Origin of the sequence: Niabella ginsenosidivorans (assembly GCF_001654455.1) — a bacterium.
Taxonomy (GTDB): domain Bacteria; phylum Bacteroidota; class Bacteroidia; order Chitinophagales; family Chitinophagaceae; genus Niabella; species Niabella ginsenosidivorans.
In genome coordinates this window covers 3,171,092-3,197,322 of sequence record NZ_CP015772.1, presented here as the reverse complement: position 1 = coordinate 3,197,322, position 26,231 = coordinate 3,171,092, and the positions used below count along the sequence as shown (strand labels likewise).

At 42.4% G+C, this 26,231-nt stretch carries 28 protein-coding genes; 13 read left to right on the top strand and 15 right to left on the bottom strand.

From position 1 onward, the window contains the following. Positions 1-60 precede the first annotated feature (60 nt). Positions 61-1,506, top strand: coding sequence for a Gfo/Idh/MocA family protein (locus A8C56_RS13330; protein ID WP_067756886.1), 1,446 nt, complete (start codon positions 61-63; stop codon positions 1,504-1,506). Between the two features lie 83 nt (positions 1,507-1,589). On the opposite strand, the gene A8C56_RS13325 is transcribed toward A8C56_RS13330, so the two are convergent. The 5 genes from A8C56_RS13325 to A8C56_RS13305 form a co-directional block, all read right to left on the bottom strand. Further along, the gene (locus tag A8C56_RS13325) at positions 1,590-2,438 is read right to left on the bottom strand and encodes a glutamine amidotransferase-related protein (protein ID WP_067756883.1); all 849 of its coding nucleotides are present in this window, start codon (positions 2,436-2,438) and stop codon (positions 1,590-1,592) included. Between the two features lie 176 nt (positions 2,439-2,614). After that, complete coding sequence (locus A8C56_RS13320) at positions 2,615-3,241, bottom strand: hypothetical protein (protein WP_067756880.1); 627 nt, start codon at positions 3,239-3,241, stop codon at positions 2,615-2,617. Then, complete coding sequence (locus A8C56_RS13315; RefSeq protein ID WP_157097977.1) at positions 3,220-4,143, bottom strand: hypothetical protein; 924 nt, start codon at positions 4,141-4,143, stop codon at positions 3,220-3,222. Before A8C56_RS13315 ends, A8C56_RS13320 begins: the two co-directional genes overlap by 22 nt. A 44-nt stretch (positions 4,144-4,187) precedes the next feature. Further along, positions 4,188-4,718 carry a DUF4251 domain-containing protein gene (locus A8C56_RS13310; protein WP_067756874.1) on the bottom strand — a complete coding sequence of 177 codons (531 nt, stop codon included), beginning with the start codon at positions 4,716-4,718 and terminating at the stop codon, positions 4,188-4,190. 110 nt (positions 4,719-4,828) lie between these two features. Continuing rightward, positions 4,829-5,215: a hypothetical protein gene (locus A8C56_RS13305; RefSeq protein WP_067762003.1), complete on the bottom strand. Its 387-nt coding sequence runs from the start codon at positions 5,213-5,215 to the stop codon at positions 4,829-4,831. A 198-nt stretch (positions 5,216-5,413) separates the two neighbouring features. Here A8C56_RS13305 and A8C56_RS13300 point away from each other — a divergent pair, with 198 nt between their 5' ends. Both A8C56_RS13300 and A8C56_RS13295 read left to right on the top strand, forming a co-directional pair. Further along, positions 5,414-5,767, top strand: coding sequence for a single-stranded DNA-binding protein (locus A8C56_RS13300; protein ID WP_067762001.1), 354 nt, complete (start codon positions 5,414-5,416; stop codon positions 5,765-5,767). 182 nt (positions 5,768-5,949) lie between these two features. Next, positions 5,950-6,750: a hypothetical protein gene (locus A8C56_RS13295; protein WP_067756871.1), complete on the top strand. Its 801-nt coding sequence runs from the start codon at positions 5,950-5,952 to the stop codon at positions 6,748-6,750. Positions 6,751-6,815: 65 nt separating this feature from the next. On the opposite strand, the gene A8C56_RS13290 is transcribed toward A8C56_RS13295, so the two are convergent. Beyond that, positions 6,816-7,283 carry an Hsp20/alpha crystallin family protein gene (locus A8C56_RS13290; protein WP_067756868.1) on the bottom strand — a complete coding sequence of 156 codons (468 nt, stop codon included), beginning with the start codon at positions 7,281-7,283 and terminating at the stop codon, positions 6,816-6,818. Positions 7,284-7,315: 32 nt separating this feature from the next. Beyond that, positions 7,316-7,612, bottom strand: a complete 297-nt coding sequence (locus A8C56_RS24500; protein ID WP_157097976.1) for a hypothetical protein — start codon at positions 7,610-7,612, stop codon at positions 7,316-7,318. Positions 7,613-7,816: 204 nt separating this feature from the next. Here A8C56_RS24500 and A8C56_RS13280 point away from each other — a divergent pair, with 204 nt between their 5' ends. Together A8C56_RS13280 and A8C56_RS13275 are read left to right on the top strand one after the other, a co-directional pair. Further along, positions 7,817-8,434, top strand: a complete 618-nt coding sequence (locus tag A8C56_RS13280) for a hypothetical protein (protein WP_067756862.1) — start codon at positions 7,817-7,819, stop codon at positions 8,432-8,434. Between the two features lie 56 nt (positions 8,435-8,490). Continuing rightward, positions 8,491-9,945, top strand: coding sequence for an alpha-L-fucosidase (locus A8C56_RS13275; protein WP_067761999.1), 1,455 nt, complete (start codon positions 8,491-8,493; stop codon positions 9,943-9,945). A gap of 89 nt (positions 9,946-10,034) precedes the next feature. Here A8C56_RS13275 and A8C56_RS25510 read toward each other — a convergent pair whose 3' ends face one another. The 3 genes from A8C56_RS25510 to A8C56_RS13265 all read right to left on the bottom strand — a co-directional run bounded on the left by A8C56_RS25510 (position 10,035) and on the right by A8C56_RS13265 (position 11,897). Beyond that, positions 10,035-10,238 carry a hypothetical protein gene (locus A8C56_RS25510; protein ID WP_394330816.1) on the bottom strand — a complete coding sequence of 68 codons (204 nt, stop codon included), beginning with the start codon at positions 10,236-10,238 and terminating at the stop codon, positions 10,035-10,037. Then, entirely contained in the window at positions 10,204-10,539 is a 336-nt protein-coding gene (locus tag A8C56_RS25070; protein WP_067756859.1) for a hypothetical protein, read from the bottom strand. The genes A8C56_RS25510 and A8C56_RS25070 overlap by 35 nt, the downstream gene beginning before the upstream one ends. Before the next feature lie 206 nt (positions 10,540-10,745). After that, positions 10,746-11,897, bottom strand: coding sequence for a M1 aminopeptidase family protein (locus tag A8C56_RS13265; protein WP_157097975.1), 1,152 nt, complete (start codon positions 11,895-11,897; stop codon positions 10,746-10,748). Between A8C56_RS13265 and A8C56_RS13260 the strand changes: the two genes are divergently transcribed. Both A8C56_RS13260 and A8C56_RS13255 read left to right on the top strand, forming a co-directional pair. Continuing rightward, a complete protein-coding gene (locus A8C56_RS13260; RefSeq protein WP_067756853.1) occupies positions 11,875-12,219 on the top strand; it encodes a hypothetical protein in 345 nt (114 codons plus the stop codon). The genes A8C56_RS13265 and A8C56_RS13260 overlap by 23 nt on opposite strands. An 88-nt stretch (positions 12,220-12,307) precedes the next feature. Beyond that, complete coding sequence (locus A8C56_RS13255) at positions 12,308-12,502, top strand: helix-turn-helix transcriptional regulator (protein ID WP_067756850.1); 195 nt, start codon at positions 12,308-12,310, stop codon at positions 12,500-12,502. A gap of 161 nt (positions 12,503-12,663) precedes the next feature. Here the strand turns inward: A8C56_RS13255 and A8C56_RS13250 are convergent, their stop codons facing one another. Then, complete coding sequence (locus A8C56_RS13250) at positions 12,664-13,308, bottom strand: VOC family protein (RefSeq protein ID WP_067756847.1); 645 nt, start codon at positions 13,306-13,308, stop codon at positions 12,664-12,666. A gap of 419 nt (positions 13,309-13,727) precedes the next feature. Between A8C56_RS13250 and A8C56_RS13245 the strand changes: the two genes are divergently transcribed. From A8C56_RS13245 to A8C56_RS13235, 3 genes are all read left to right on the top strand, one after another. Further along, the gene (locus tag A8C56_RS13245) at positions 13,728-14,183 is read left to right on the top strand and encodes an Hsp20/alpha crystallin family protein (protein ID WP_067756844.1); all 456 of its coding nucleotides are present in this window, start codon (positions 13,728-13,730) and stop codon (positions 14,181-14,183) included. 385 nt (positions 14,184-14,568) lie between these two features. Continuing rightward, positions 14,569-15,474 (top strand): helix-turn-helix domain-containing protein, encoded by a 906-nt coding sequence (locus tag A8C56_RS13240; protein ID WP_067761998.1) that lies wholly within the window; start codon positions 14,569-14,571, stop codon positions 15,472-15,474. Positions 15,475-16,019: 545 nt separating this feature from the next. Further along, entirely contained in the window at positions 16,020-16,835 is an 816-nt protein-coding gene (locus A8C56_RS13235; protein WP_067756841.1) for a phytanoyl-CoA dioxygenase family protein, read from the top strand. Between the two features lie 25 nt (positions 16,836-16,860). On the opposite strand, the gene A8C56_RS13230 is transcribed toward A8C56_RS13235, so the two are convergent. Both A8C56_RS13230 and A8C56_RS13225 read right to left on the bottom strand, forming a co-directional pair. Next, complete coding sequence (locus A8C56_RS13230) at positions 16,861-17,682, bottom strand: sugar phosphate isomerase/epimerase family protein (protein WP_067756838.1); 822 nt, start codon at positions 17,680-17,682, stop codon at positions 16,861-16,863. 28 nt (positions 17,683-17,710) lie between these two features. After that, entirely contained in the window at positions 17,711-20,173 is a 2,463-nt protein-coding gene (locus A8C56_RS13225) for an alpha-L-rhamnosidase-related protein (RefSeq protein ID WP_067756835.1), read from the bottom strand. Positions 20,174-21,055: 882 nt separating this feature from the next. Between A8C56_RS13225 and A8C56_RS13220 the strand changes: the two genes are divergently transcribed. Beyond that, complete coding sequence (locus A8C56_RS13220) at positions 21,056-22,588, top strand: M20/M25/M40 family metallo-hydrolase (RefSeq protein ID WP_084490428.1); 1,533 nt, start codon at positions 21,056-21,058, stop codon at positions 22,586-22,588. A 183-nt stretch (positions 22,589-22,771) separates the two neighbouring features. Continuing rightward, a complete protein-coding gene (locus A8C56_RS13215; RefSeq protein ID WP_067756829.1) occupies positions 22,772-22,975 on the top strand; it encodes a hypothetical protein in 204 nt (67 codons plus the stop codon). 672 nt (positions 22,976-23,647) lie between these two features. On the opposite strand, the gene A8C56_RS13210 is transcribed toward A8C56_RS13215, so the two are convergent. Together A8C56_RS13210 and A8C56_RS13205 are read right to left on the bottom strand one after the other, a co-directional pair. After that, entirely contained in the window at positions 23,648-24,817 is a 1,170-nt protein-coding gene (locus tag A8C56_RS13210; RefSeq protein ID WP_245645459.1) for an RNA polymerase sigma factor, read from the bottom strand. A 128-nt stretch (positions 24,818-24,945) separates the two neighbouring features. Beyond that, complete coding sequence (locus A8C56_RS13205) at positions 24,946-25,311, bottom strand: YciI family protein (protein ID WP_245645457.1); 366 nt, start codon at positions 25,309-25,311, stop codon at positions 24,946-24,948. A gap of 242 nt (positions 25,312-25,553) precedes the next feature. Here A8C56_RS13205 and A8C56_RS13200 point away from each other — a divergent pair, with 242 nt between their 5' ends. Continuing rightward, a complete protein-coding gene (locus tag A8C56_RS13200) occupies positions 25,554-26,132 on the top strand; it encodes a dihydrofolate reductase family protein (RefSeq protein ID WP_067756820.1) in 579 nt (192 codons plus the stop codon). The last annotated feature ends 99 nt before the right edge of the window (positions 26,133-26,231 follow it).

Below are 26,231 nucleotides of genomic sequence, written 5' to 3'. Positions count from 1 at the left end.
TAAAGTGTATTTGAGGATCATTTTTTTTCAATCATATTTCATTAAATCTTTTTTGTCATCATGAATCAAAAAAAGAATTATTCAAGAAGAAAATTTATAAGAAACACAGCGCTTGCAGGAAGCGCTTTCTTTATTGTTCCCCGTCATGTTCTGGGGCGCGGTTATGTAGCACCAAGTGATAAGCTGCTGGTGGCAGGTGTGGGCGCCGGCGGAAAAGGCGGTGACGACATTCGTCATTTTGCAAAGAGCGGAAATGCTGAAATAGCATTTCTGGTGGATGTGGATGACCGGCAGGCAGCGCAAAACCGTAAACTGTTTCCCAAAGCCAAATACTATAACGACTGGCGGGAGCTCCTTGATAAGGAAAGTAAGCATTTTGATGCAGTAAGCGTAGGAACCCCGGATCATACACATGCCATTGTTGCGTTTCATGCCATGCAACTGAATAAGCATGTGTATGTGCAAAAACCGCTGACACATGATATATGGGAATCGAGAATGCTGGGAGAAGCGGCAAAGCGCTATAAGGTAGTAACGCAAATGGGCGACCAGGGTTCTTCTAATGACGGGGTGCGCGATTTGCGGGAATGGTATGAAGCAGGGCTGATTGGCGAAATAGAATCTGTTTATTGCTGGACCAACCGGCCGGTATGGCCCCAGGGTATTGCATGGCCCAACGAGAAGCCGTCTGTTCCGGAGGGATTGAACTGGGATCTCTGGCTGGGCACGGCTCCTTACCGGGAATATGAAGGTAACGTGGTTCCGTTTAACTGGCGGGGCTGGTGGGATTATGGTACCGGCGCTTTGGGCGATATGGCCTGTCATATTGTAGGCCCGGTATTTAAGGTATTAGGGCTGGGCTTTCCTACCGAAGTAACCTGCAGCACCAGCACCATTTATACAGGTAATTTCCAGCAGGGATACTTCCCGGACAGTCCGCCTGTATCTTCTTCTGTTCATTTTAAATACAAAAGCAAAAACGGAAAAGATATAAAATTGCACTGGATGGATGGTGGCATTCAGCCGGAGCGCCCGGATGAATTAGGCCCTAATGAAATCATGGGCGGCCATGGCGATAAAGGCAATGGTGTGCTTTTTGTTGGTACCAAAGGAAAAATGATGTGCGGTGTATACGGATTGGACCCTACATTACTGCCTACTTCCAAAACAAAGGATATTAAAGTGCCCAAAAAATATCCGCGCATACCGGGTGGCGCTGAAGGGCACTATAAACAATGGGTAGACGCCTGCATTGCCGGTTATGAAAAAGGGCATAAAATGGTGGATTCTCCGTTTATAGGATATGCTGTACCGTTAACAGAAAGCATCCTTATGGGTAACCTGGCTATCCGCAGCTTTAATTATAAGGATGCGGAAGGCAAATTTCCCGGCCGCGGCATTACCTTAACATGGGATGGGCCAAATATGAAGGTAACCAACTTTGAGCCTGCGAATCAATATGTAAAACGTACTTACCGTGATGGCTGGCCGGATCTGAAGTTTTGAGTGTCGGTATTCATAAAAAATAAATGCGCTTCATTCCGGAGCGCATTTATTATATACAATAATTGAGATCCATCAGGAGGAAATCAGGCCACAGCATTTACTTCCATTATATGTTCATGGGCCTCATTAAGAAAATTGGGAAGCAGATGCTGGTTCGTCCACATGATTTTATCAGGATCTTTTAGCTGATCGATCATACTGTTCAGCTTAGCCGCACCATGGTTGTCGATGACCGTTTTTCTTTTTTCTTCCGACTGGAAATGCTTCAGCATCCCTTCTGCATCCGCTTCAGGGTGAAACTGTGTGCCAAACATATACGGGTTAAAAGAAATGCCCATTACAGCCCGTTCATACGGAACATGCGGCCGCTCTTTTTCAATACAGGTAATATAGGCTCCTATTTCACCTAGCAGGTCAAGATTGGGCTGTATCAGCTGAAAATCCCTGCTGTCAACTGCATAGAAAGGATCATTCAGATCTTTGAAAATCACATTCACCCTTCCTTCCGGCAGCAGGTGAACAGGAAAAACCCCAAAGGAGGTCGATTTGCGTTTGCAGATCAGCCCCGCATTAAAATAACGGCTGGCCAACTGGAAGGAATGACAGATAAAGAAAACGAATTTTTTCCGGTCATTGCCCGGGTTCTCATTCCAGCGAAGGGTTTCATTCAACCATTTGTTCCATTGAATATCCCAGTCGTCAAAGCGGCTGCTCAATGGGTCCCCGGGTCCTCCGCTTGAAATGTAAATGTCGTAGGTCATGTCCGGCAGCTCATTTTTTAAACGAACTTCAAAGACATCATAAATCAATTCAACCCGTTTTTCGTTTGCCCATCTGTGCACGATATCTTTTATACAGCGCATGCCCTGGTTGGAATGCCCTTCATTCATATCCAATATAGCAAAACGAACACACTCTTTCGAATTTACCATCCGGCAAAAATAACAACTTGAAATTTAACGGAAGTTAATTTAGATCAAGAATTACTAACAACTGTGTATATTTTCTCTTGTATATTTATTATTGTTTTTGGCCAAGAGGAACCTTTGATGACATTTTTCAGGCTTCCTTTGTGTATTTTAAGCCTGAAAAATTTCATGTCGGTTTGTTAACGATATTGCTTGGTAATAGCATAGCCTACCCGGTCGTTTACTTTCCGGAGAATGTGGCCGTTGATCTGTCTGCGCCTTTTTTTATCTGACCGGTCGAGAAAAACCCCTTTATCATTGAAAGGTTGGGGTAGTTCAAAGAATACCAGTGTGCAGTAGCTTTCTCCCTTTATTCTGCTGTTCAGCGCTTTGTTGCGCACCGTCATCTGCACTAATTTACGGGGCTGCAGGTTTTCATAGTAATCAATATTAGCGATCCAGGTACATTGGATAGAACGCATATCATTGATCAGTTGTATTACTGCAGCCGGATCATAATGATGAGCTATCAGGCTGTCTTTGAATGCCGGCCCGTTGATATTGAAATGATAAATATATTTTATGGAATCTTCAATAAATTCAAAGGAAATATTGGAGAAGGTTCTTTCCTCAAAAAGAACAGAAAAGGGATGTGCCGCGTGCAGCTTTTGAAAATCCGTCTTTATACCTACTAATCTGGACTCGTTCTGCGCATAAAACTTTTCAGGAAAATTCTTTGAGATCCCGCAGGACCCCGCCAGTGCCAGGAGCAGGACCAGGCATGTCTTTGTGTATTTTTTAAAGGCTATTCTGTCTTGTTCTGCCATACTGTTACTCCGTAAATAATGTTATCCAAAAAGCCTGGCGGCAACTGCTGCAATGTCTTCATCCCATAGTCCCAGTATACAAATTCTATATTGCCATCCTGCAAGGTATGAATGGATGTTAACAACACGTAATGGGTAGGTGTGCTGATCATTGACCGCCTGTGTGTTTTTTTATAAAGCTTCTTATTGTTCAGGTACAGGAAAACAAGCCCTTTTTGCAGTTGCTTTTCAAGGTATTCCGGAAGATGCCTGATGGATGGCTTAAACAGGTCTGAACCTCGGGTTTTAATGGTGCCGGGAAATAACCGGCGCAGCATCCGGTTGAATTTTGCATAATTGGTCGATGCCCAGAAAGTATTTTCACCTCCCTTCCGGAACCGGCGGTTAAAAAAATTCAGATAGCCTTTAAAATGATCCGCAAGGGTCAGGAACCACATCTGCCCGGCGGCGTTGATATCCAGTGAGCCCTTGTACCTTAAAAGCCCGGCTTCCTGTCTTACAGGCTTGGAGGGCCTGAACTGCTCCTTCCCCATACTTGCCTGCCCGTTTTTATACAGCGCGATCATAAATTTTGCAAAGCCCATCGGGTCATAGGTCAGTGGAATATAAGTGATGGAGGAATAGGCGCAAAAATTAGTGGCCCTTCCTTCATAAAAGGCAAAAGGTTGTGTGGTGAATGTTTTTAAATTTTCTATCAGCAAAGAGGGTTCCACATTAGGCCACCATTTGCTTTGCTGCAGACCAGTAAGGCTGTTCAGGTAAAGTAAGGCTTCCCGGGGAGAGCTCTTTTTATCAGCAGTATCACTGCCTGTTCCGGCAGCATACAGAAACAGTGTTGCAAAAACAAACACACAAACGAAGGTGGACCGTATGTATATTCTTATTTTTCCGGGTACGCTCATAACGCCCCCGAAAATAATAATTTTTAAAAAAATACGATTTCCTTTTATTTATTCTGTTTATTCGGTCCGATGACCCCGTTGTAGGAAATGGGCGTTTTATTCAGGCTCGTAATTCTTAAAGAAGCATAACCGGAAGGTGAAACAGTTAAGTATAATGCCTGTATATCGTTATTGTCTTTTGGGCGGATATCGATTTCATAACTTCCCTTTCGCATTGTTTTTTTATAGCTGAATTTTGTGGAAGTGAACTGTATGCCGCCTTTGGATGGGTCAACGGGTGCCGTATAGGCCCTTCCGAAAAACGGGAGGTAGGCTATAACCGAATCCTGCGTGATCTTCAGATCATAGCGGGAGGTCAGCTGGTAAAGATTGGCGCTGCTGTTGGGAAACATATTACGCACATTATAACGGCTGTCTTCTGTTGGAAGTACCGATTGTGCCACAAAAGTATAGGTCTGCTCATCAATCAGCTGGGCAATTTTAGAGTCCCGGTTGCTTATTTGCTGCTGCGATGAGCAGGAACAGACAACGCCTGTAATGATCAGCAGGAACAGCAGGGCAGGTCTTGTTTTCATATAAAACTGTTTTGTTGATGATGCAATACACCAGTAAGTTACATAATTCTGCGGACTAAAAATTGTTAATATCCTGTACTGATCAGATTGGGCCTGTAAAAAAATAATAGTTAAAGACTAATGCCAGGTTCCAGTTTAACAATTAAGAACCAGTCATTTTCTAAGGGCAGGTATCCGTAATCATAACAGAAAAAATAGGTTTGGCCTTTCTGGGTCTGGTATTGATTGGTATTGTACCTGAACTGAAAACCGGCCGACTGCAATTTATCGCGGTGGATCTTTATCGTCTTCCCGTTTTCTTTTAAATGTTCGCTGAGGATCTGCCGGTTTTTACGAAGCACATTATTGATATTACGGATAAGGTTTACAGAGGCTCCTTTTGCGGCATTATTGTAATTATTCCGGCAATAATCGTCGCAGAATTTTTTATCGGCCCGGCCTTTTATTGATTTTTTACAAAAAAGGCATTGTTTTTCTTCAGAGGTTACTGTTGGCATATTCAATTGGTTTTCTGCATACAATATACAAAATTATCCGTTTACAAACGTTTACAAACGCTTACTTACGTAAGTAAACGTTTAAAAACCGAATAAGGGTTGTTACCGGCTGCATCTTTGGGTTGTTGAATTGCAATTGATTCAATTGAAATAAAAAATTGTTTAACCGCCTGCCCGGCAGGCACAAAAATGAAAATCATGTACGCATTAAAAAACAAAGTTCAACTGATCGGTAACCTGGGGAATGCCCCGGAAGTAAAAGCAACCACAACCGGTAAAAAGGTTGCCCGTTTTAGTATTGCCACTAACGAGGTCTATAAAAATGCAAAGGGAGAACGGGTTACAGAAACCCAGTGGCATAACCTGGTAGCATGGGGAAAAGTGGCTGATATTGCCGAAAAATATCTTGAAAAGGGCCGGGAAGTTGCCGTTGAAGGCAAACTGGTGAACCGCCGGTATGAAGATAAGAGCGGGCAAAAAAAACAGGTTACGGAAATACTGGTACAGGAGCTTTTGATGCTCTCCGGTGGTCAGCGCAGCACTATGGAGTAAATGTGAAATAACGGGCCGTTGCTAACCGTCAGAGGCTGTTTTCTGCCTTGTCTTTAAAACGCAGGAAGCAGCCTCTTTTTTGTTTACTCAAAGTCCCGGGCTGTTTTAAAAGAGGGGGGCTTCTTTGTTTTAAAAAAATATTAATTACATTTATCCGTATAGGAAAGATAAAGCTGTAACGAATGAAAAATGTTGAAGACAGCCATGCTGCTACCGATACGGAAAAGGTAGATTTTAAAAAGGTTTTGACCTTTTTACGGGAAGGCAGGAAAACAGATGCTGTCATAACCGTAAGAAATGCTACAGGATGGGATCTGAAAAGCGCTAAAGACTTCGTGGATAAAATTGCGGATACCACGGAGCCGGGTAAGCGGCTATCCATACTAAGATCAGAAAAGCCCGCTATTGATATTAACCCTGTCATGGATCTTTTGCGCAAGGGCAAGAAGCTGGAGGCTGTCAGACTGGTGCAGGATAAGGGAGGGATGAACCTGAAAGATGCTCAATTTTTTGTAGAAACATTGAAGGAAAATGATATAAAAGATTTTGCCAGAACTGTTCCTTTTACAGAAGAAATCACAACGCTAAAAACGAACAATGCCTATAATGCGCATTACACCGGTTTTGATGTTATAAAAAGAAATCAGGGAACGGAAAGCCCGCAATGGGAAAAAATACAGGCTGGTTTAAATAACCAGGTGACTGTAAAGAACATGGATCTGGATGATCTTAAAGACCGGCTGAATAAGCTGATGAACAAAAAAACCGATCACAGTTCTGCTAACAGGATTGCGGATCATTATACAGCGAAATCGTACAGCAGCGGAACGTTAACAAAAAAGAATAATCCGGAGAGTTATAAAAAAACTGCATCCGGATATGATAAAGGTGGCGGCAGAAATAGCTCTGATGCAGGACTTTACTGGGCAATTGCACTCATCATTACCGCAATTGTTTATTACCTTATACGGAAAACAGGGTAGTATAAGCCTGTTATCAAAAACGCTCCGGATGCATGACCCGGAGCGCGTACAAAGCAAATCTGAAACTAAGCCACTTTAACTTCCTGAGCCGGTTTTGTGGTTTCGGGGTTTTTCTGAAGTGTTACTTTTAAAACGCCGTCTACATATACCGCTTCTATGTTCTCAGTAAGCACTTTATCATTTAATTGAAAGGAACGTTCAAATGAACCTGGCTGGTATTCCTGAAGAATATATTGTACCTCACTGCCGGTTTCATCTGTTGCATACTTAATTGTAAGCACGTCATCATTTACAGATATTCTGAAATTTTCCTTTTTTAACCCGGCTGCATATAAAGACAGGACATAAGCCTGATCTGTTTCTTCAATATTTGCGGCCTTTCGGCTGTTCATAAACTGCTGTAATTTATGAGCCCAGGGATGACCGCCGTAGCCATGACGGCCAAACTTTCTGCCCCAAAAGCCACCACAATGCTTAAAACGGGCTTCAAAAGGGCTTTGTGCTTGATCATTGATCGATTGATGGGTAAACATGATTATTTGTTTTATCGTTGAGTAAATAGAGTTTAATTAATAGGAATAATAGCAGGCTGGGCGTGACGCCTGTTGCTGGCAACAGGTTGCAGCGTGGCAGGGCCATGTAGTTGGCGGTGGTAAGGCTCCCGCCCTGTGGACAAGCCGGCATTCTCCATCCATTTTGCTCTTGCTTTTGAAATGATCTTTCCGGCAATTGCGGCAATCACACCTATTGCTATTACCAGTAACAGTAACTTAAACAAGAGAAAAAGCACTAAGGATGCGGTACCAATCAATACTGCAAGTATTGCCAGTCTTGGAAGAATAAATAAAAATCTGTGTTTCATTTTTTTTGTTTTTTGTTTAAAAAATGGGCCTTTTTAAGGAAGACGGGATGGCTTCTGTTTTACTTTAAAAAAGATAAAAAAAATTACGGCGGGCAGGTGTATGTGATAGATCTGATCTGCAATCGTCAGGGGCAGAGAGTCGCATTCAGCATTAATCATCTGTTGCTAACAGCTTGCACCTGAATTCGTAACTTTAAATAAAAAATGCTGCAAAACAGGGTAGATCCACTGGGCCGTTTAATTTTTACGGAAGCCCGCGGTCATTGGATGGGCAACCGCGGAAGGATTCATAATGAAAAGAAACAGATTACCCATCGGTTCAGGCTGAAGGCATGGATCACATGCCTGCTGGAGTTCAGAGGGCGAAAAAGAGTGGTAATGGCGCCAAACCGGTATACGGAACTATTTTTCCTGGATGAAGCCACTGCATTTGCCGCTGGCCACCGGCCCTGTTTTGAATGCAGGAGAAAGGCATTCAATCATTTTAAGGCCTGCTGGTTAAAAGGCAACCCTGAATATGGGTTTACCGAAAAAACTCCCGTAAAAGAAATTGATGCTGTGCTTCATAAAGAGCGCATTAATAAAAAAGGAGAGAAAGTTACTTACGAAGAGGCATTCAGCCGTCTTCCGGATGGCGTTTTTGTATTGTATCAGAGCGAGCCTTACCTGGTCGCAAACCACCTGCTGCATCAATGGACCCCCTTTGGATATAAGAAGACAATTGCACAGCCACCATTAAAAAATGTAACTGTTTTAACACCGAGATCTCTGGTGAATACCTTCAGGGCCGGCTATCAACCACAATGGGAAGAAGTGCAGTAATAATGTGCACAAATTGCTCTATCTTCGGTGCCATTCCAAAAGAAATATCCATAATAATGAAAAAACGTTGCCTGCTGTTCTTAGCTGTTATAACCTGGAGTGTGGTGCCCGCACAAAAGTACGCGCCCAACTGGGCATCTCTTAACCAACGGAAGATCCCGGAGTGGTTTCAGCAGGATAAGTTCGGCATTTTTATCCATTGGGGGCTTTATGCAGTTCCGTCATATGCCCCGGTAATCCCTAATAGCGGGCTTAGCTATGCAGAGTGGTATTGGTACCGGATACAGGGCGAGCCGCAAAAGGATTTTATGGCCTTTCATAAGAAGAATTATGGGGCCGGCTTTTTATATCCGCAGTTTGAATCCCTGTTTAAAGCAGAGTTGTTTAACCCCAAGCAATGGGCCGATATATTGAAAGCATCCGGAGCAAAATATGTAGTGCTTACTTCAAAACACCATGAAGGCTATTGTCTCTGGAATAGCGCAGAGGCAGATCGCAACTGGGGGCGCCCCTGGAATGCGGTAACGGGCACGCCCAAACGGGATCTGCTGGGAGACCTTACCAGCGCCGTAAGAGCTGCGGGGTTAAAGATGGGATATTACTATTCCCTGTATGAATGGTTTAATCCCCTTTGGCAAAAAGACCGGAAGCGGTTTGTAACGGAGCATATGTTGCCCCAGCTAAAAAACCTGGTTACTAAATATAAGCCGTCCCTCATTTTTGCCGATGGTGAATGGGAGCTTCCGGATAGTGCCTGGCACAGCCCCGAACTGCTGGCCTGGCTGTTTAATGAATCTCCTGTAGCAAAGGAAGTGGTTGTAAATGACCGGTGGGGCAGCAATACCAGGGGCAAGAATACCGGCGCTACTTATACTACTTCAGAATACGGCGGGGGTATGAACGCGGATGTTGTATGGGAAGAAAGTCAGGGCATTGGCCATTCTTACGGGTACAACCGGAATGAGCAGTTAAAGGATTATAAAAGCGCCAGGGAGTTGTTGCTTTTGTTAGTTGATATAGTAGCAAGGGGAGGAAATCTTCTGTTAGATATTGGCCCTACAGCGGATGGCCGCATTCCGGTTATTATGCAGCAGCGGTTGACAGAAATGGGGAACTGGCTTAAAATAAACGGAGCTGCAATTTACGGTACAACCGCCTATAAACAACCCTATCAATGGAGTGCGGGCCGTATGCCTGCCAGGAGCGACAAAAGTTATATGGCCGGGTATAGTGTTCCTGACCTGGTGACTCCTAAAAAGGATACAGCTTCAATAGAATTGTTTTTTACCCGTAAAGGAAAGGATCTGTTTTGTATTCTGCCAGACTATAAAAGCAGAATAGTAGTAAAGAATATGCACATGCCTGCCGGTGCCGGGGCGTATCTGCTGGGAGCAGACCGGTCCTTAAAAGTGAAAAATGTTGGAAACGATTGTGAAATTGATCTTTCTGCCATCAGGCCAGATGAATTACCCGCAGAATTACCGGTAATAAAGTTAGAAAATGTATTATAAGCAGCATTCTTTAGAAGAACGCCTTTGAAAATTTTTGGATTATGGGTTGTGTTTCTATAAATACGATTGAGCGGTGCTGACGGAATTGATCAGCGGCTCCCCCGGTAGCTCAGTATCCTGCCCCTATACTTAAAGGTGGGAATGAGTTTGAGCAGCCATCCCCGGCCGGTCTCAAACATAGAGTGTGGCAGGTAAAGATCATTGGCTGCAGACGGCAGCAATTGCTTGAGTAAGGCTATTACCTCCGGTAGATCCAGCTCATAAAAGATGGCTTTGGCATTTACGTCCTTCAGCCTGTAATACCTTGTATCCAGCCCGCAGCCTATTAAAACAACTATAGGTTGCTTTACGGTTAATAAATGTCCACATCTTATTATCAAAATGTCTTACGCGGATAGCAACATCGGTAAGGCTCATGATACCTTTGCTGTACCTGGAGAAGTCATAGTTCAGTTGCCGGATGATTTCACAGACAAGCGGGTCTTTTATTATAGCATCATGGCGATGTGTTTCCCTGCAGCGCATAAAAAGCGGAATGAACAGGGTATCAGCTACCGCATCAGTGATTGCTGTCTGGATCTTTTTATCAGCCATTGTATTAGGTTTTTATACGATGATGGTGGGTCTGTTCTTTTGTTGAATGCTACCGGGCTGTACCGGCAGCCTCTTTATCAGGCTTAAGCACCTCATTGCTTTCAAATGCAGCCTTAAGGAACGCTTCATGATCTTTTCCTACTGCGGCCAGCAGGTTCCGGTAAAATAATCCTGCATTTACCTGCACGGCGGCGATCCTTGCGTGTCTAAAAAAGCGGTGATCGCCCGTTCACCCGTTGCGCTCCGGCCAGCCGGCTCAACTGGTAGAGCGCATAGCTGCCTTTTTGCTCGGACACATAATCCGCTTCCTCGTCGCTTTGCATCAATACGGGCTCTGTATTTTCTTCTTTGGCCCGGCCTTTCAGATAGGTATCATGATTTTTTCCCAGTCTTTTTTGCAGCGCTGCCTCCCCGTAAAAATGGTTTAATTCCTGTATGGCCAGGTAACCGGGAATAGAACGTGTAATAACAGGATAGCCCTGTGTACGGCTGATATTAGCCTGTTTCATATATTGCTCCGCAATCAACCTTGTAGTGCTGTAATGCAGGTAATCCAGGTCTTCCTGGCGGCGTATATCAGCCGTCCATCCATGGTTTTCGGGTAATGTGATGACATTGCCGTAAGCATACAGCGCTTCATCATAATAGGACCTTTCTGCAATGCGCAAAACAGTATAAGGATACCTGCCCAATACCGTATCCAGATAGGCCAGTGCTTCTTTTGCTGAGGTGATAAAGTGATCCGTATTCCAACTGTGCCCGGGATGGTAATAGACCTCTATATCCACAGGTTGACCAGCTATGTCAACACGCTTCCTTTTTACCGCGTAGCGTGCAGAAAGGATGGAAAAATCAAAAAGAGCGGGTGCCTGATTGACGAAGCGGAAATACTGCCGCCTGCCGGACTGCCATTCTTTTTGCAGCAGCCCCGGCGCCACAACCATTTGACCGGCAGAAGTGCTGATCGTAAAGGTGTAATTGATCGTGTTAGCCTGTGTGGAAGCGAACAACTGCCGCGAAGCCAATTGGTCTGTAGTATCCGGTAGCCGGGAGGCCAGCTTCTGCAAGCCGTATTGCGGCCGGTACTGGTTGGACTTCAGCTCCCGCCGGTCATCATAACCAAAAAAAGGCAGGATATTGTGCGACAGGAAGCTTCCGTTAAAGGTGAGCTCTTTTTGCGAGTCGCCATTGGTAAAGCCCTGGCAGTGTAACCTGCCCCTGATCATGCATTGTAAACTATCACCGGGCAGTACCGGGTGATTAAGCCGGTAAATAGTATGCCGTAAAACTGTATCCTGCTTTACAAATGTTGCCGTATATCCTTTTACGGTAAAGTTGTCGACAACGGAACAATCCATCCATTCCAGGTGCAGTGTATCCGCTGTTTTTAAAAAGTACCTGCAGGATGTAACTGCGTATGATCATTTTCTGCACCTGATCCGGAAGCAATCGCCGGCGTTACTGGGCAAGCATCATATGCCTATAACACCCGCAATGCTGCACATTATCAACGCTATCATCAACTGTACTAAAAAAGGAATGTACAAACGCCTTTTCCTGGAAGCAAAAATGATTGAATTGCTGTTGCTGCAACTGGAACAGCTGGCCACGCACGACTGTAATGTGTTCTGTTCACTAAAGCCTGCTGATACAGAAAAAATGTATCATGCAAAGAGCTGATACTAAAGCAACTGCATAACCCCTGCTCGCTTATTGACCTTGCCCGGCAGGTACCAACGAATTTCCCCTGAAGAAAGGGTTTAAAGAAGTGTTTGGCACTACGGTATTTGGCATGGTAGCAGAAGTGAAAATGGAACAGGCCAGGCAGTTGCTCCTATCCGGTGAAAAAAACATTTCCGAAGTAAGCGACCTGACGAGGTACAGCCACCAGGCACATTTTACCAGGACGTTTAAAAAGAAGTTTGGTGTGCCGCCTCGCGAATATGTAAAATATCCTTGCTGACAGCTCCGGATATAGCGTCAATGGTTTACAATCATCCTGAAAACCCTGCAGGGAATCCGGGCGCAAAATTCTTCTGGTACCATTCAGGGATTATGGCCAGAATGTTTATGGCAGATGATTTACCAGCCTGCTTAAAGCGTTATGGCAATGGGCTTGTTCTCTTAATATAGGATGGTTAATTGTAGCGCATCCAATTTATTTGTAAGGCCCTGCCTTCCTTTATCAAAAGTCAGCGTTAGCCCTGTATTATCTGCCTTCTGAAACCGGATTGCCTTTTGTCCGGTAAAGTGATCCAGAAAACCCTGGTCATCGGCTGCCGGGTAATAGAAGACTGCCTCTGTAAGAACGCTCATACCGGTGTTATGGCTAACAGGTGCCGGAAGCCCCTGCCTGTTGCGTTTGAAGGGTAACCTGAACGTCCATGGCAAATAAAGGTTATGCTCCCTGTTCAAAATATCAATTGTCTTTCCCTGTGGAAAATAATCCGGCTGGTATGGAAAAGCGTTTTTAAACAGTGCTTCTGTCTCATCCGTATTTTCAATGCAGAGCCCAAAGGGCGAAGCGGGAGTTGTTCCAAGGCCCGCTCTTGTATGCAGGCCCGTAGGCAGTATTTTGTTGCTTTTTATTTCCTGTTCATCCCGTACCCAAAGGATTTCAAGATAAAAATTTTCAAATACAAAGGTTCTGTTTGCAGTACCCTGTCCCTCATGATTACGGCTGCCACCTTCGGTCAGCCCAAGATCAGCCAGCTCATCGGCTATGCTGCCATTGTCATCCGTAAAAATGAAAATATGATCAATGTTCATTTGATTTATTAAAGGCGTATGAAAGCAGCACCTGTTTTTTATACAAACGGACCGGTTTTGTAATGCCCCTGGTAGTGGTTAACAGACCTGCTGTATAAAGATACCATTGTTATGTCAGCAATAAACTGTTCCCGCTCCTGGCATTCGGAAGGCGAAACTATTACTAACAGAAATCTATTTGTTTTATAACCAACAGGATACAGACCGATATTCTCTTTTCCAGTTCAGTATTAAACGAAAGAGTAAGCCTTGCCTGGCAAAAAGAAAGTCATTGTATAGCTGATAAATTGTCGGGAAAACTGAAAATTTTTCAGCTATGCCGGCAATGGTAAATCATTTGATTATTTATTGACAGGACTGTTATTAACACAGTCAGGATCTTTATTACTGATTAACCATTTAAAAAAAGGAGGTTGATTATGTCACTTGTTAAATGGAACGAAAACAAAGGAGCTTTACCCGGTTTCTCCGGTTGGTTGGATGATTTCTGGAGCCGCGATCTTTTTAACTGGGGGAATAAAAACTTTTCATCTACACAAACCACATTGCCATCAGTAAATGTAAAAGAAACAGATGGCAACTATGAGGTTGAAGTAGCGGCTCCCGGAATGGACAAAAAGGATTTTCATATTACGCTGGATGGGAACCTGCTGACTATTTCTTCAGAAAAGCAGACAAATAATGAAGAAGAAAAGGCAAATTATACCCGCAGGGAGTTCAGCTATCAATCCTTCCAGCGTACTTTTCAATTGCCAAAAGATGTTGTGGATGAAGAAAGTATTCAGGCAAAATACGAAAATGGTGTTTTGCAGCTGACCATTCCTAAAAAAGAAGAGGCCAGGAAGAAAGTGCCCAAAAAAATAGAAGTACAGTAAATAACCGGAAGCAATGCCTTAAAGTAAAAATAACAGGCCGCTGCGGGATCATCGCAGCGGCTTTTTGATGTGTTACGGCTGTTCAAGACGATAAAACCGGCGGTAAACGGGAGTATTGAACAAAGGATAAAAAAATACCGGGTTATGCTGCAGGGCCGGAATGTAAAGTCGTTATGGAATGGCAGGCTGCGGTTTTGACTGGTAAAGCAAAAACAGGATTGTGAAATAAAAAAGTAAGCCTATTTTTGAATGTACTGGGCACATATGAACTGATAATTTCTGCTGTAAAAAGAGTGGCCGGTTTAACCGGCAAATGGATGAAAAAATGAAAAAGAACCGGGTTCAGTCAATGAATTAAGTTAATCATTCGTTTTCAGGAATGGGTATGAGTAAGAGTTTTTTTAAATATCTGTCAATAGGGCCCTTAGAGGAAAAGTGGGGATTGTATGCCACTACAGTAGGCTATTCTAAAGTGGAAGCAAATGAAAATTACCCATCCGGAGTGCATCCTCAGAGCCACCAGCTAACCTGGGACAGGGGAAGGATTTTGAATGATTATTACCTGGTATTTATCAGCAAAGGCATGGGCAATTTCTGTTCGGCACATACTGAACCGGAAAAAATAGAAGAAGGTGCCTGTTTTTTCCTTTTCCCTGGTATATGGCATCGTTATAAACCGGATGTAAAATCAGGATGGGAAGAATACTGGATAGGTTATCATGGTTCATATGCTGATGAGCTGATGAAGCAGGGATTTTTTAATTCCCGGCAACCCATTGTTAAAGTAGGCTTGAATAAAGAGTTATTGGCACTCTTCAACAGAATGTTGGATTTGGTAAAGCAATCATTGGTGGGTTACCCGCAGCAATTGTCCGGATTATTATTGCAACTGTTGGGTCAGGTAAATAATGCCATTATTACCAGGGAATATGACAATGACCCGGTTGCGAGGTTGATTTCTAAGGCTAAATTTTTAATGCATCAGTCATTTGAAAAGGCTTTAAACATGGAAGGCCTTGCCAGGGAACTGCCAATGGGTTATTCAGCATTCAGAAAAAAATTTAAAGAGGTCAGCGGGCAGTCGCCCCAGCAATATCATCAACAGTTAAGATTAGACCGGGCAAAGGAATTGCTGGAATCAACTGTGTTAAATATTGATGAAATAGCTGACCAGACTGGCTTTGAATCGGTTTATTATTTTTCCAGACTGTTTAAGAAAAAAACGGGTATTTCTCCAAAAAATTATCGCATCAGCTTTCTGAAATCAATAAAGGAAAAGATGCCGGCATAGCTATATCAGAAACTGTATTGAATTCTAGTAAAAGAACGGCTGACTCAAACGTTTTACAGGTCAGATGCTTGTCTATGAATCCGGCAGCATTATTATAGCCTCCGGTTTGGCTGTATTTTATAATCCGTTACTGAGTTTCGAGGGATATATAGGGGAGCGTCTTTAATTGCATCATAATTGTAAAATACTTAAAGTATGTTCTGAGTAATGACGGGTTTGCTTTAAAAATATCAAAACGTACAAAGAAAAAATTGTTTCATGCTTTTCCTAAACAGCTGCAGATAATAGATTTGATGTGTCATACCGTTTAGACTTTTAAATGGCACCAGGTGAAGGTATGTCCGCCTGACGAAGGGTAAGATTACAATCGGATCAGGGCTCGTCAGGCTGTTAATGACAAGTGTTGGAAGCTATTAAAAACAACTTGTCATCCGAATGAACTTAAATGCAACGCTTTTATGGTTGCCTCCGGGTGACAGTGTTCTTTTAATGTATAATACGCTTGCAACATATATTAAAATATTCATAATTAAAAAATGTAGTTTATGAACACAGATTTAACCCCTGAACAAATTGAAAGTTACCGTCAAAATGGTTTTTTGGTAATTGATGATTTTTTAAATAATGATGAGCTGAAGTTCTGGCGTGAAGCTGTAACTGAGGCTGTGCAGGATAGAAACGGAAGAAAAATGCCTTCCCGCGAAGTGAAAGTAGGAGAGGATGATGGCATTAATGAAGATAGCGACTACTTTGGAAAAGTATTTGACCAACTATTAAACCTTTGGCAGACCAATAGGAAGGTAAAGCAGATAATGCTTGATGAACGAATCGGCAAAATGGTGGCAGCACTTGCTGGTTGGGATGGAACACGTATCTGGCACGATCAGGCACTGATAAAAAAGCCCTGGGCAAACCCTACTGCATGGCACCTGGATACTCCTTTCTGGTCGTTCAGCGATCGCAGGGCATTGTCTATCTGGGTGGCGCTGGATGATGCTACATTAGAAAATGGCTGCCTCTATTTTATTCCTGGATCTTATCAGCATACAACATTTGAAAAATTAGGCATCGGGAAAAATATGGATGCTGTTTTTGATGTGTATCCTGCTTTCAGAAAAGCGAATTCAGTGGCGGCTCCCATAAAGGCCGGCAGTTGCTCCTTTCATAATGGTTTAACCATTCATGGCGCAGGCCCCAATATGACCAATGGTTTTCGTCGTGCCATGACCTGCGCTTATATGCCCGATGGCGCTACGTTTAATGGCATCCGGAATATATTAAGTGATGAACAGGTGGCTGCTTTAAAGGTGGGGGATCTGCTGAACGATAATGCTCAGAATCCGTTAATCTATAAGAAATAGGCTGATTGAAAGTACAGGAGTTTGTTTATACTTCTGTGCTTTCAAATGCTTTGCGTAATAATTGCTGCATATACATATTGACATCCCACTGAGATGCCACAGGGTTGTTATTGCTGTCCGTCCACATATAAGGCGGCGGGCCAAACTCGCAGGTGATGGTTAAAGTTCCGGCCCCTTTGTTCTTTCTATTAATGATGATCTGTCTCCACCATTCCATAAATTTAGTTGCAGGCTCTTTCCAATGCTCTGAACGGGGATCGGGTATTTGCGGTCCCTCGGGAAACCCTATCCTTGCATGCACATGAATGGTTTTATCGATTGCTTCAGACAGGATTGGCCCGAAATTTTCCAAATAACTTTCCGTTACACAAACCCAATGTGAAAAGTCTGCCGTTAGTTTTACAGAGGGGCGCAGCCTGAATAATTCTTTTGCGTTTTGCGGGCAATAATACATCCTGCCACGATGTGTTTCGTGCGCAACCGGGATCTTGTATTTTAAAGAAAAATTTTCAGCAATATCAATTAGCCGACATTGATCTTCCAGTGAAAAATAATCTTTGCCGGAATGTGAGTTAATTAAAACAGGATGGGTTTCTGCAGACAAATACAGGTAGTATTCAAATGACCTGCAAAATTCGTCAATTGTACAGCCGCCTGCCTGGTGCTGATGACTTACCATCATTAAGCCGTATTGATCTAATAGCCGCATTAACCTGTTCCGTTCACTTCTGTTTCCAGGCACCCATGTATCGATGCCGTCATATCCTGCTTTTTTTACTTTTATAATAAAATCTTCAACAGACAGTTCCTCCTGTCCCCATTGCGGGCAAAGTATCTGAAGTTTCATGCTATTATATATGTTTACGGCTGAACAATTATTTTATCTGGTATCCTGTAATATGTATGACGCCGTCTTTTGCAGCGGTTACTGTTTTTTCAGAACCGTTAATTGTTATTGGGTAAGCTGTACCGGGAGTAAGCCCGCTTAAGGAAATATTATACCTGCCTTTTTCTTTTATGCCGAAATTTATTCCCTTCTTATTAAAATCAATAACCGAAAGCGTTATGCCTTTTTTAGAAATATTACATACAGATAAGGATATTTTATCCTGATCGCCGGGATAGAACCTCAGACTGCCATTATCTCCGGCTATGCCGAAGCTGGTGTTGTAATTTATCGTATAAGAAGAAAAACGAACCTGATAGTTCTTTTCATTCAGCTGTATTTTATAATCATTGCCCCGCAACGGATATGTAAAATCCGTTCCGTAAAGCGCGGGCACTAAATTGGGTGAAATAACCAAGCGGTTCCACCGGGGCTGAATACCGTATATGTCTGAATACAACGCGGTAATGCCGGTACATATTCCTGATAAAATATCTGTGCCTGACCCCTTTTGTGTGGCCCTGCTGTAGCGTTGGAATGAAAGCCCATCCTTTTCGTATTGCTTTAAAAGATTAATAATGTACTTTAAAGCAAGTTGCTTGTCGTAATGAATATAAGACTGTACGCCAATATACCCCCAGGTCGGGAAAATATCCCCGTTTTCATATTGAGGAAAAGGCCAGTTACCACCGGAAACTTCTTCCTGCTTATATGAGTCGAAACACAAAGGCCAGTGAAAAAGATTTTCTGCCACGGTGCGTTCTTCAATTTGGTGTAAGATTTTATGAATACGCTCTTTATCATCACAAAGCCCGGTAGCAATAGCCATGAATTGAACAGGAGTTACCAGGTTATCGCCATGTACCGAACCGTCATTGTCTTTCCAGTAAACAAATTGCTTTTTTTCTTCTGACCAAAAGCCGCCATCTTTAACGGGTCTGTTAAACTGCTCTTTTAATTTTTGAGCAATGGTTTCATATCTGGTAACCGCTTCCATATTGCCTAATATGCGTTCACATTCAGCCCATTTCCTTAAAGCATCGTATAGCTGCGCATTTACAAAAGCGTTTTCAAAAGAAACCCATACGATATCCGTCCAGTCGCTGCATTTTGCTTCGCTGATATTGTTATTCATCATTTCAAAAATGCCATTACCATTGCTGTCGCGACGGATTAACCAGTCCAATGCTTTGCGGCAGCTGCGCACATGATTCTTCAGCCACTCCAGATTTCCTGTAAGATTAAATAACCCGCTAACATTGATCACATATCCTGTTTGCGAATCGATGGTATAGCCCCACATGGCTTCGTAATAACCGGTGCTGTCATTAAAAGTGCCCGGAATTTCATCCCCCGGTGCATTGTGCCAGCGCGATAGTACGCGTCCATCGGGCTGTAGGGCTAAAGCCACTTCCTGGTCCAGCGTGGCAGCAAGATTGTTGGTATAATTGCTGTCTGCAACAGCTAAAGCCACTTGCGCGAAAAAAGGCTCATGCAGGCATTTCCAGTTGGTGATCCATCCGTTGCCGCCCACAATGTTATTATCCACTACACCGTATCTTGCAGTTGTATTTAGCAATTCTCTTACCGCAGCGGCATTGATGTTTTGTAAGTTTCCCCTGTTGTATGTTTTAAAATAATCAACATAGCTAATGGTATACTGTGCACTGATCGTTCCTTTTGTGGTGATCACCGGCGCAAATACATCAGGCCGGGCGTGTACAAACCGGCTTAAATTATGCCGTTGTCTTATGGGTTGTGTACAGACGATCTGCGTACTGGTAAATTCATTATCGGGGCTATGCGAATATTTTGTAGCGATATAATTCCCCTTTAAGGCCTTTCCCTGGATTGAGAGGGCATCGCCGTTTTTGTCATTCCAATATATAGTGCCGCCTGTATGCACGCCATATGTATCATTTATCGTACTTAAATATTTACACCAAACCATGCCACCGTTATCAATAATGCCACCTTTCCAAACGGAAAGACCAGCAAAATTCCATTTGGGGAATGCAATGTCCTCCATTACCTGTGTACCCGTATATTGTCTTGTGATCCTCCATTCTATTGTTTTTTTTGTGACCACGAAATTCCAGGTTTCCATAACGTTATTGTTGCCATTACCGTAAGTAATATTAGTGATTTGTGCACTGTTTGCATTTGTGAAAACATCAGGACTTGTTGAAAGCTGCTTGGAAGTATAAGCAGTAGAACCGGTTATGAAACCTGTATAAACACCCGAAGAAGATAATTTGTTTTCCCCTTTTATTAATAGCTTACGGATATAACAACCCTCTGCATAACCAATCAGTATAGCCGAAAGACCATTTTGTGTTGTAATGCTTATGGTCTTATTGATCTTGTTATGAATAATGCCGTAGCCGGGACTATTTGAAAAACACGGGAATGCACATGTAAAACAGGCAAGAAACGTTAATAATATTTTCATGAAATCTACAAATTGCTATAGCTCATAAAACTAAAATAAGTAGTACAATATCAAATGAACTTTTGAAATATATTTTTATACAAACTGATACAAATTGTATATAACCGGTAAATATGGAAATATCAAAAAGTGCAAAAAGGTACCAGTTTGGGGCATCCCGTACTTTAGAGTTCTATTTACACCGGATAGCAGGATAGACAGTCAGATTGAGGGTGTATCTTGTTTGATAAACCGGAAACGATTGATTGGTTCATTCATCTTGTTGTACAATCAGCATGGATTTTTTTTTGACAGATCCGGAATATTGTTATTACATAAAGAACACCAATCAGCGGGCGTTGGTTTGAAATATTTGCTGCCCCGGTACGCATTTTTTGACCTTTCAGGCTGCAAAAACGACTGCATTGATTTGGTTTTTATTGATATTTAAATCGTAAATTTGGCAGACCGCATTAATAACAATCCTCTTATTCTGAAATGCATGCAAGCCGCTGCTGTTTTTTCTGCCATTTTATTAAGCCCTTCAGTAAAGGCTCAAAGAATATTTCCCTTTAGTAAAAAAAACATTGTTTACAACGTAATAATAATTACAGAATAGGTGGAAAAGCATGGCCACGCGGCTTTATTAATAGGATTGAGAAAACGATATAAAAAGTAAAAACTGATATTGTTGATCGGTGTAACCAGGATTTCAGTTTTATCAAACCGATGCAGTCACGTATTATGAGAAAGTGCAGGCGGGCTTTAGCGGCCAATCCCGGATAGGCGTAAGATTTTGATAAAATGACGTTCGGGAATTGCTTTTTTTAACCAGGACTGCTGCTGCTAAAGTTTATAAATATTGTTTGATAATTAAGAATAAATGCTATTAACATGAAAGCTGTGAGAAAAATCCTTTTATGGTTGTTAATCATTCTGGCTGTTTTAATCGGTTTTGTCCTGATTAAAACCTTTACCTATTCATTTAAAAAAATACCGGTAAACCAGGCTGAAGCGGTGAATATATCAAGAGATGATTCAGCCATTTACCGCTTTTCCGGGGGTCTAAAAATTCCGACAGTCTCTACGGGCGAACTGGGCGATTTTGATTATACCAGCTTTGATGCGTTCAAAAGATATCTGAGAAATAATTATCCTTTAGTGTATCAGCAAACGGAAAACTATGAGGTGAACGGTTATGGATTGGTTTTTAAATGGAAGGGCACCAACCCTGCCCTGAAACCCATTTTGTTTTTATCGCATATGGATGTGGTTCCTCCCGGAGATGCTCCCGTTAAAAATAAGGAAGAACAGATCTTCAGACTCCAGGATAAGGCAGTACCGGCTGTGACAGCAGTAGCCAAAGAATGGGATTATCCGCCCTTTTCAGGGGCGGTTGCCAATGGGCGGATCTATGGAAGAGGAGCCCTGGATATGAAGGGAATGCTTTTTTCTTTAATGGAATCAATGACCCGCTTGATAAAAGAAGGGTATGCCCCTAAGCGGGATATTTATCTGGCCTTTGGCTTTGATGAAGAAGTCGGGGGAAGAAAAGGAGCCGTAAAAATTGCAGAGGACTTTAAAAAAAAAGGATTGGAATTTGATGCGGTTTATGATGAAGGAGGCGTAATATTAGAAAAGGGAAGTATCGGCGGGATAGATACTGATGTTGCATTGATCGGTTGTGCGGAGAAAGGGTTTTTATCTGCAAGGATAAAAGTTAAAGGCCTGGGCGGGCATTCTTCCATGCCCCCTCTGGAAAGCGCCATTGGTAAGGCGGCTATCCTCATGCAGCGATTAGAAGATAACCAGATGAAGCCGGTCATTACCCCGCTTATACAGGAGTTTTTTAATAATGTTGGCGGCACTATGTCCTTTACCACCCGGCTGGCTATTGCCAACAAATGGCTTTTAAAAAAAGCATTACTGTCTCAATTAACAAAGAATAATTCTACGAATGCATTGGTTCGTACTACCACCGCTTTAACCATGATGAAAGGAAGTGACGGTACTAATGTTCTTTCACCGGAAGTATCGTTTGTAGTTAATTTCAGGTTACTTCCCGGCAATACTGTTAAGGAGGTGAAAGAGCATATTGCAAACGCCACAAAAGGCTTTGATGTGGAGGTGGAAGAGATCGATAACACAAGAGAGGCTTCCGCTGTATCACAGACCAGCACTAAAGCCTATCAAATGATAGAGGCCGGCATTCAAAAGGTATTCCCTGGTGTTTTAACAACGCCCTATCTTACCGTAGGTGGAACAGATGCGTATAAATACCAGATTGTCAGCAAAAATATTTACCGGTTTATCCCCTTTAAAATTAATAGTGCTGAGCAACAAAGTATTCATAGTACGAACGAATACATCAGTATCGGAAATTATGAGAAAATGATTTATTATTTTAAATATATAATGCAAAATTATGACAACTAAATTCAAACACCTTACCAGGTGTATTTTGAGAAGATGAATTGCGCTGCTCAGCCCTTTATTGCTGTGCCTTTACGTATTTTCCCGGGATGCTATCCATACGAATGATCAATAGGCTCAACCCCAATAAAGTATAATATTATAACATAGTTCTATATAGACTTTATTCATTAAATAAACGGTTGAATGATGAAAGACGTACTTGTATTTTTTATTGCAGCATTTCTTTTCGTTCAAAAGGAAGCTGCCGCCTGTACACGCATAGTATATAAAGGGCCGAACGGAGGTGTGAGAACGATGCGGCTGGACCTGAAACAGTACGCTACCTTCAACGGTTTGTCAAATTCAAATTTCCGGGAAGCAGCGCCTTTCAGGTTTATGGGAATTTGATATTTTTAATACCCTCCAATTTATTCAGAATAGGCTGACAGCTTTAAAGGAGGTAGTCTTAAAGGATTTTATGTGGAAGTAGTTGTGATGATCTTTTGGGGTTAATATGCAAATGAAATTTATTACAGATCTAAACAAAGTGTTGCGACTCAATAGCCAGAGCATTAAAAAGTCTCTAAAAACAGATGGACCTGTTTTAGGATATGGCACTTCCGACATCCCGGTAGAACCAAAAGAAAGGGCTGGTGCCATTCAATACTCCCGTAGAAATCGCTGAACAGCACTGACAATCGTTCTCTGCAGGGCCCTGACCAAAAAGTTTCTTTTGTCATGCTGAATTTATTTCAGCATCTAAAATGGCGTTTTATTGTCAATAGATTCTGAAACAAGTTCAGAACGGCAAGCTACTATAAACAGACTTTTTGGTCAACCCCTCTGCGTTCCCGCATCTTCTGAGCAGCGGGGAATAGCATACAAGTGAAATTCATTACAGATCAACAAAAAAAGCGTTGCGTTTTCGGGAAACTTTTAGGTCTGATTAAAATGTTACTTCTGTATGAAAAATGCTGGAAAAAAGCAGAGCAGTAAGCTGGCCGAAGAATAGCTTACATATAATTTACTTTATGCATAATGCAATTTTATTCTGTATTCAGACAATCAAGTCTTTATAGTTCAAATTCTGTCACCTGCTGCTCTTTTCTTCCTTAGCTTTTTAATTTGCTTCTGCAAAGTTTGTTTTTCCATTTGTGATTTTGTCAGTTTAATGGTTTCTTCGTAATGCAGGATTGCCTTATCAGCATCTGTACCTGCATACAAATAGCCTAATAGTCCGTGATAATAGCTGTTTCCGGCAAGGTTTAATTTTTCAGCTTCGGTTATGGCGCCGGCATGCCCGTGAACTTTAGCATATGCAAATAGTTTGTTCAATGCTGTTATAGGGGAATATTCAATAGTAACCAGTTGATCATACAAGCCAAGGATGTGTTGCCATTTGTTCTGATCCGTTGGCGTGGTGTGCCAATAAGCAATGGCTGCTTCCAAATGATATTTTGAAATTTCATTTCCTTTGCACGCGTTTATCAAATAGTAATTGCCTTTTTCAATTAAGGCCTTATCCCACAAATTTTTGTCCTGCTCATCAAAAAGGATGGCCTCGCCGGAATCGTTTGTCCTTGCCGCAAGCCGTGAACTTTGAAAACACATTAAAGCCAGCAAAGCTTTTGTTTCCGGAGTATCGGTTAATGCATTTCCTGTCAACACCAATGCCAGCCTGATTGCTTCTGAGCAAAGGTCCTTTCTAATGATCAGGTTGTTGGTTTTTGAAAAATAACCTTCGTTAAAAAGCAGGTATAAAGTCTTTAAAACAGTGTCTAATCTCAATTTGATTTCAGCTTCACTTAAAACGGATATCTGAAAATGATCATTCCGAAGATTGGTCCGTGCTCTTTGCAAACGTTTTTTTATAGTTTCCGGTTTTGCAAGAAAAGCATTGGCAATTTCTTCCACGCTGAAGCCGCAAAGGATTTGAAGTGCCAGGCAAATTTGTGCTCCGATAGAATTTGATGAATTGCAAACCGCAAAGATCATGGCTAACTGACTGTCTGAAATGTTTTGGCTGCTAAACTCATACTCCTGTTCTGTTTCAATTCCGGTTGGCCTCATCGCTTCCTGGATTTGAGTTTCAAAAACAGCGATGTGTTTGAAATAATCTTTGGTTTTATTCTTTGCAACGGTATAAAGCCATGCGGTCGGGTTGGCTGGTATTCCCTGAACAGCCCAGCTTTCAGATGCTTTCAGGAAGGTATCGCTGGCGATGTCTTCTGCTATTTCAATATGTTTCAAATGAAATATTTTACAGAGCACGGCTACTATTTTGCTATACTCTGTTCTAAATAAATGTCCGGGTATTTCACTGTGGTTCATCACAAAAGAAAAACTCCTGCATTTCAGCAGGAGCCTTTAAAAGATTATTACATATTTTTTTCTTCACTAAAACCGCAATCGGGCGTTTCCCGGATCTCTACATTACCTCCGAAAGCAAGGATCGGGCAATCTTTTACTAATGCCGTAGCTTCATCAAGCGATGCCGCTTTAATAAGGGTATAGCCCATAATGGATTCTTTGATTTCAGCGTATGGCCCGTCTAAGATCACATCGCCATTTCTTACCACTTTCCCGGAATCATTCAGGTGGGTGCCTCCCACAAATTTGTTCTGGGCTGCAATCCCGGCAAACCAGTTCATCCATTTCTGCGTAGTTGCCTGCATTTCTTCCGGCGATTCTTTCGGCATAGACTTATAGTCTGCCCTGAATAATAATAAGAATTCTTTCATCATTTATAATTTTTGATTCATCTTAATGACGACTGACATTCAAAGCCGGGGACAAAGATCACAAATTTTTTGAAAAATAATTTCCTGCAATGTAGATGGGTACAATTATGGCTCATTCGGGCGCAAATTGCCCGCTTTTTTGACGGGTTTGCACCCTGCTGATTTTGTAGTAACTTAATAAGTTTGACAACCAACAGACAATTAAGCGAGAGCATCATTCTATACCAATTAAACAAAAAAATAGTATGCGAAAACTGATTTTAGAGGAATGGGTGTCCTTAGACGGATATGTTGCCGACAGGGAAGGAAATCTGGATTTTTTTACCCGGCTGTCGCCTGAAGAAAATACGTATTCAGATCAGGACCAGCTACGGTTTCTGCAAACTATTGATACCATCTTGCTGGGCCGCAAAACCTATCAGCTCTTTGCTGACTTCTGGCCAACGGCGACCACTGACCAGGAAGTTATTGCTGACAAGCTGAACGGGACAAAAAAGATGGTCTTTTCCAATACCCTTGCAGTAGCTCCCTGGGGCAAATGGCCGGATGCGGAAATCGTCAGCGGCGATGCCGTTCCGGCCATTCAGCATCTTAAGTCATTACCGGGTAAGAACATGGTTTTATGGGGAAGCATTTCCCTTGCACAGGCATTAATGAAGGAAAATCTTATTGATGAATATCACATCCAGCTTTGCCCTGTATTAACTGCCGGAGGTAGAAGCCTTTTTACCCCGGAAGTAAATCCGAAAAATTTAAAACTTGCCGAAGTGAGGCAATACAATACCGGGATGATCTTTTTAAACTACCAACCCATGTCCTCATAATTATGGAAAAGCAGGCAAAAGTGACCCAAAGGCTCCTGTGCACAGGCTTACTATAGCGTGAGCAAAGTTATCTTTCTGCTGCTGAGTTATTTGGAGGCA